This is a genomic window from Acidimicrobiales bacterium (assembly GCA_035533095.1).
GTDB lineage: Bacteria > Actinomycetota > Acidimicrobiia > Acidimicrobiales > Palsa-688 > DATLUM01.
Map to the genome: position 1 here is coordinate 1 of DATLUM010000099.1, position 4,751 is coordinate 4,751.

The window sequence follows — 4,751 nt, forward strand, 5'->3', positions numbered from 1 at the left end:
GGGCTGCGCGACGATCACCGTCCGCAAGATCGAGACCGGGGAGCGGCGACCGTCGCGGGCAATGGCCGAGCGGCTCGCAGATGTGCTCGGCATCGACGCCGACGAGCGTGCCCGCTTCGTGGCCGCGGCACGATCGTGGTCCGCGCCTCGCCGCCTCGACCCGCTCGGGGATCCGGCGGCGCCGGCCCCGCTGCCCGCGTCGCTCACGGATCTGGTCGGCCGAGACCGGGAGTCCGCCCCTCAGGGGGAACGCCCTGTCCGACACGATGGAACCGAGGCGCCACGCCGCCTGATCGCAGACCTCCTCAGACAAGCGTACTTCCCACGCGTGTTTCCCGACCGGTGTATCGTTCGAAGGGCACGCTTGTGCCGTGGCCTTCCCGGCCCGTCGCCCCGGTCCCCGGTTGCGCGTCGTTGGGGCCCTCGGATGAGGAGGGTGACGGGTGCCTGATGGCATTGGTTGTTCGGTAGCCACATCGGGGTTCACGGTGGGTAGCGGTCCGATCTCGGTGCTGCCGCCCGTCTCGCCCGCGTCGAGTGTCTACGCGCAGGTGGCGGCTCTCTTACATGAGGCTCGTCGCTTCGCGCCTGACGCGGTCGGATCGTTCCTTGCTGGGCGGGTGGGAGGGTTCGACATGAGGGACCTGTCGGTGTTTGTGACCGACTACGAGCAGCGCCGTTTGGTGCCGATTGTGGGCTCGGCCTACACGGAGTCGATCGACCTGGACAACTCCGCCGGGGGAACCTCGTTCACCGCGGCCCGTCAGGTCGAGCAGGTGACCGGCGGCGGTGTCCGATTGTGGAGTGTTGTTGTCGATGGGGCCGCCCGGTTGGGGGTGATGGCTGTCACTGTTTCGGTGATCGACGATGAGGCCCGGTCCCTGGCCGACAGCCTGGCCGGCGTGGTAGCCGCACTGCTCGTCACCCGAGGGCAGTGCACCGACGCCTATACAACTCTGCGTCGCAGCCAGAGCATCAGCTTGGCGGCCGAGATGCAATGGGGGTTGCTGCCCCCGCTCAGTCTTGACAGCGGGCGCGTGTCGGTGGCCGGGCTGATCCAGCCGGCCTATGACGTCGGCGGTGACTGTTTCGATTATGCGGTCAATGGCGAAACCCTCGACTTCGCCGTGTTCGACGCCATGGGCCACGGGTTGGAGTCCAGCCAACTCGCCCACCTCGCAGTGAGCAGCTACCGGCACAGCCGCCGCTCCGGTCTCGACCTGGCGGCCACCTACCAGGCGATGGACGCGGCGATCGCCACACGAGGCGAAGGTGAAGCCTTCGTCACTTGCATCCTCGGGCGCCTTGACCTGTTCCATGGCGCTTTGTCCTGGATCAATGTCGGCCATCCGCTGCCACTGTTAGTGCGCGGCGGCCGGGTCGTCGCTTCGCTGGCATGCGCGCCCACGCTGCCCGCCGGGCTCGGCGGGGGACTGATCGAGGTCGCCCACCACGCCCTCGTATCCGGCGACAGAGTCTTCTGCATCACCGACGGTGTCATCGACGCGCACCGTCCCGGAAGCGAAGACTTCGGCGAGCAACGACTCATCGCGTTCCTTGCCAGCCAAACCCGACGTTTCGACACCGCGGAGATGGTCCGCCGGCTCTCCCACACCGTCCTCAACCACCACGGCACGCTCAGCGACGACACCGCCGCCTTCCTCATCGACTTCCACTAACGAACGAACTAGAGATGACCCGCGGCGGCGAAACCGACCTCCGGCCACAGCCCCAGAACAGCGACTCTTCGCTTTGAGCATCCCCTGAGGCACCGATCAAGGGCGGCCCAGAACGGGCAGGCAGAACATCGTGGGTAGAGAGGCCGCCCGTGCGCCCAGAACTGCCCAACCCGGCTTGGTCACGCCGATCCCCGCACCACCCTCGGGATCTACGCGAGAGCCACGGGAGACGGCGACAGGCGAGCCGCCGACAAGGTCGCCGAGCGCCTGATGCCCACCGACCAGGGCCGCGACACCCCCACCAAAGTCGATGTGCCATAAAAGTGCCATGGATGCCGACTCCCGAACCCCGCACCCTGTCTGACCTGGTCGGGAAGGCGGGATTTGAACCCGCGGCCTCAGCGTCCCGAACGGTGCTAAGGACAAATTCGTGACCTGCTCGTCCTCCTGGAAATGGCCTCTGAGCAGGTGTTTCGCGTCCGGCAGGTGGTGGCGGCTGACGGCGGGTTTCAACTCGTTCGCGCACGAATCGCGCACGGGGTGGCCTCAGCGGCGAATCCATGACAGGCCGCGAGATCGCGCACGGTCGTGCGCGATCTAGGGGATTAGCGCCCTGATGCGCGGCCAGACGATCTCCATCGCGTCACGGTACGACGACGCTCCAGGGAACAGTCCGGGCATCAACACGTCGTAGGTGTCAGCCATGTCCTGTAGGTGCGCTGAGGCCCGGTCGATCCGATTTGCCTGGCCGGCAGCGACCAACTCGAATTTCGACCGCGCCAGTCGGCCCACAGCATCGTCGGAAACGGCCGGGTCGCTCAACAAGGCCGCCAGGTCCGCCAGATCGGTCGCTCGTATCCGCTGAGCCAGCGCTCGCAGCTTCTCGGCTGCCATCTCCTCCTTCGTCATGGTCAGGATCTGGAACTCGTCGTAGAACGGCGGCCCGATCGCCGCTTCGACCGGGTCATCTACGACCGCCTCCCGGTAGCTGACCTCGACCTGCACCGATGTCCTTGAGAACGTCTCGCCATAGACGCGCACGTTGTCGAAGTCGAGGCTGCGGGCCGTGTCGGTGGCCGGCTCGTCCGGCGTGAACTGGACGAGGTTGCGGATGCTGGCCTGGCGGATCGCTTCGGCCACCTCGGCGCTGTCGAGCTTGTGGTGGGGCGGTTCGTGGCGGGTGGCGTCCACGTCCTTGCTGAACCGGAGAAAACCGTGGACGTGGCGCAGGACGAACCCGCCCTTGAAGACCAGCTGGCGTGGGAAACGGGCCGACAGTTGCCCGGTGAGGGTGATCAACGCGAAGTCCCGGACGCCAACCTCGGTGCCGCCCGGCATCGCCTCGAGTAGGTCCGCGAGTTCGAAGCGGCTGCCCCAGCGTCGACGGAGCCCCCCGCCGTCGCTCACGTCGGCACCCGCTCCGGTTCGAGAGCGGCGTTGACGACCACCCGCCAGGTGGCATCGAGCGGCCCGTCAGCCGGCCCGTGTGCCCGCAGGAGCACCGACGCCCGGTTCGCCCCGATCAGGCTTCGGTACGGCTCAGCTTGAGCGGTGCCGAAGAGGCGCTCGACCACTAGGCCGACGCGGCGCGCCGCGGCCGGTGAGTCGTAGCGGACCACTGTCTCTAGGAGGCGGTCGAGGAACGCCGTTCCCATGTCGGCGGCGAGCAGCAGGGCATCCAGGGCTTGTGTGAGCGAGACGCCGTAGCGGGAATGGTTGAGCACATCGACGATGGCACGCTCCGGCTGGGCGTAGTGGGGCCTTTCGTCGTCTTGCCAGCCCCAGATGTTGGCCGGGTCGGTCCGCATGAACGTCGCCGATTGGGAACGGAAGGACAGCTTCCTGAGGCTTCCCGAGGTCAGGACGATGACGCCGAAGAAGTGCTGGTCGGTCAGCTCGTGGTGCTCCAGGGCCCGCCCGCCGGTGATCAGATACGGAGATGGGGTGATGGCGTCAACCAAGTCGACCAGGTCGACGCCGAGCAGGCCGGTGGTGTCCGGCAAGACCAGCAGGTCCTTTCGGACCCGCGCCAATCGCCCGGCCCGGACTAGACGCTGGATCGCCTTCTGGGCCGCTTCACGACTGCCCGTCCGGGCTGCCACCGTTTCGAGGTCGACCGAGGGCACAGCGATGCCACGACGTCCTGCGTCCCGCGCGGCGCGATGCAGCTCACGCAGCACCTGCTCCTCGAGCCTCATGGGTGTACATATTAGCTGCGGTAAAGCAGGAATCGTGCTTTTGTGCAACTAGCCTGTACACGCCTCCCACAGCGAGGCTAGGCAGTTCGAGCGCCGTTGATGGTGCTCATTACGAGTTGCCGGAACTCCTCCTTCATCGGCAAGTCTCGCTCGAGGTGGAGTCGCCGCCGTCTGCCAGAGCCGGGCGGGCTTGCCCTCCGGCGCGATCAGAGCTGATAGGAGGACGCCCGGGTCGAGGACGACCCGCTCCACTACGAAGCGGCCTTGCCCGAGTCTCCCCGCTCGCGGCGCATCGCCGTCAGCTCGTCGTAGGCGAGCCGCAGCGCCTCGTCCTCACCGAGCGCGTCAGTACGGTTCTGGGCCCAGACCTCCTGGGCGACGCTGTCCCCTCGGGAGAGGTGCTCCCGGAGGGCCTGCTCGACCACGGCGGCCTCCGATTGCCCGTGGCGCGTCGCCTCCGCCTGGGTGGCCAGGATCACGTCCTCCTCGAGCTCGACGGTCAGGGGTCGCTTCGGCATGTCCTCATGGTGCCAGGAGCGTCCGGTCTCCTGGCCACGGATTCTTCGAGATGCCCACCTCGGAGAGGGTGTGGCGAGACCATGGCGCTGGGCAGTTACCACGCGAACAGGCCGGGACGTTCTGGCCGCACACTCTGCGCTGGCCGGTCTACCGAGAGGCGCGCCCCGAGCCGTCGTTCGGATCGGCACCTTGGACAGAGTGATCCCGGCGGAGGCGAGCGCAGATCAGATATTCGGCGTCTGCCTCAGACGGTACTGTCCGCCGTGCTGCGGCCACTCTCGGCCATGATGTGGGCGGTGGAATCCCGGGGACGGACGAAGGTCGGGTGTGCGTGTTCGTGTCAGGTTCGCACTCG

5 protein-coding genes are annotated in these 4,751 nt (G+C 67.3%); 1 reads left to right on the top strand and 4 read right to left on the bottom strand.

Annotated elements, in window-relative coordinates:
- Positions 1–313, bottom strand: a 313-nt coding sequence (locus VNF71_12475; protein HVA75368.1) for a hypothetical protein, incomplete at its 3' end; no start/stop codon positions are given.
- A gap of 130 nt (positions 314–443) precedes the next feature.
- Between VNF71_12475 and VNF71_12480 the strand changes: the two genes are divergently transcribed.
- Positions 444–1,679 (top strand): PP2C family protein-serine/threonine phosphatase, encoded by a 1,236-nt coding sequence (locus VNF71_12480; protein HVA75369.1) that lies wholly within the window; start codon positions 444–446, stop codon positions 1,677–1,679.
- Between the two features lie 597 nt (positions 1,680–2,276).
- Here the strand turns inward: VNF71_12480 and VNF71_12485 are convergent.
- The 3 genes from VNF71_12485 to VNF71_12495 form a co-directional block, all read right to left on the bottom strand.
- Positions 2,277–3,086: a nucleotidyl transferase AbiEii/AbiGii toxin family protein gene (locus VNF71_12485; protein HVA75370.1), complete on the bottom strand. Its 810-nt coding sequence runs from the start codon at positions 3,084–3,086 to the stop codon at positions 2,277–2,279.
- Positions 3,083–3,877 (bottom strand): DUF6088 family protein, encoded by a 795-nt coding sequence (locus tag VNF71_12490; protein HVA75371.1) that lies wholly within the window; start codon positions 3,875–3,877, stop codon positions 3,083–3,085. Before VNF71_12490 ends, VNF71_12485 begins: the two co-directional genes overlap by 4 nt.
- 251 nt (positions 3,878–4,128) lie before the next feature.
- A complete protein-coding gene (locus VNF71_12495; protein ID HVA75372.1) occupies positions 4,129–4,395 on the bottom strand; it encodes a hypothetical protein in 267 nt (88 codons plus the stop codon).
- Positions 4,396–4,751 lie beyond the last annotated feature (356 nt).

Coding starts and splice junctions, on each gene's coding strand:
- VNF71_12495 (HVA75372.1), bottom strand. CDS start 4,395: ATGCCGAAGCGACCCCTGACCGTCGAGCTCGAGGAGGACGTGATCCTG.
- VNF71_12490 (HVA75371.1), bottom strand. CDS start 3,877: ATGAGGCTCGAGGAGCAGGTGCTGCGTGAGCTGCATCGCGCCGCGCGG.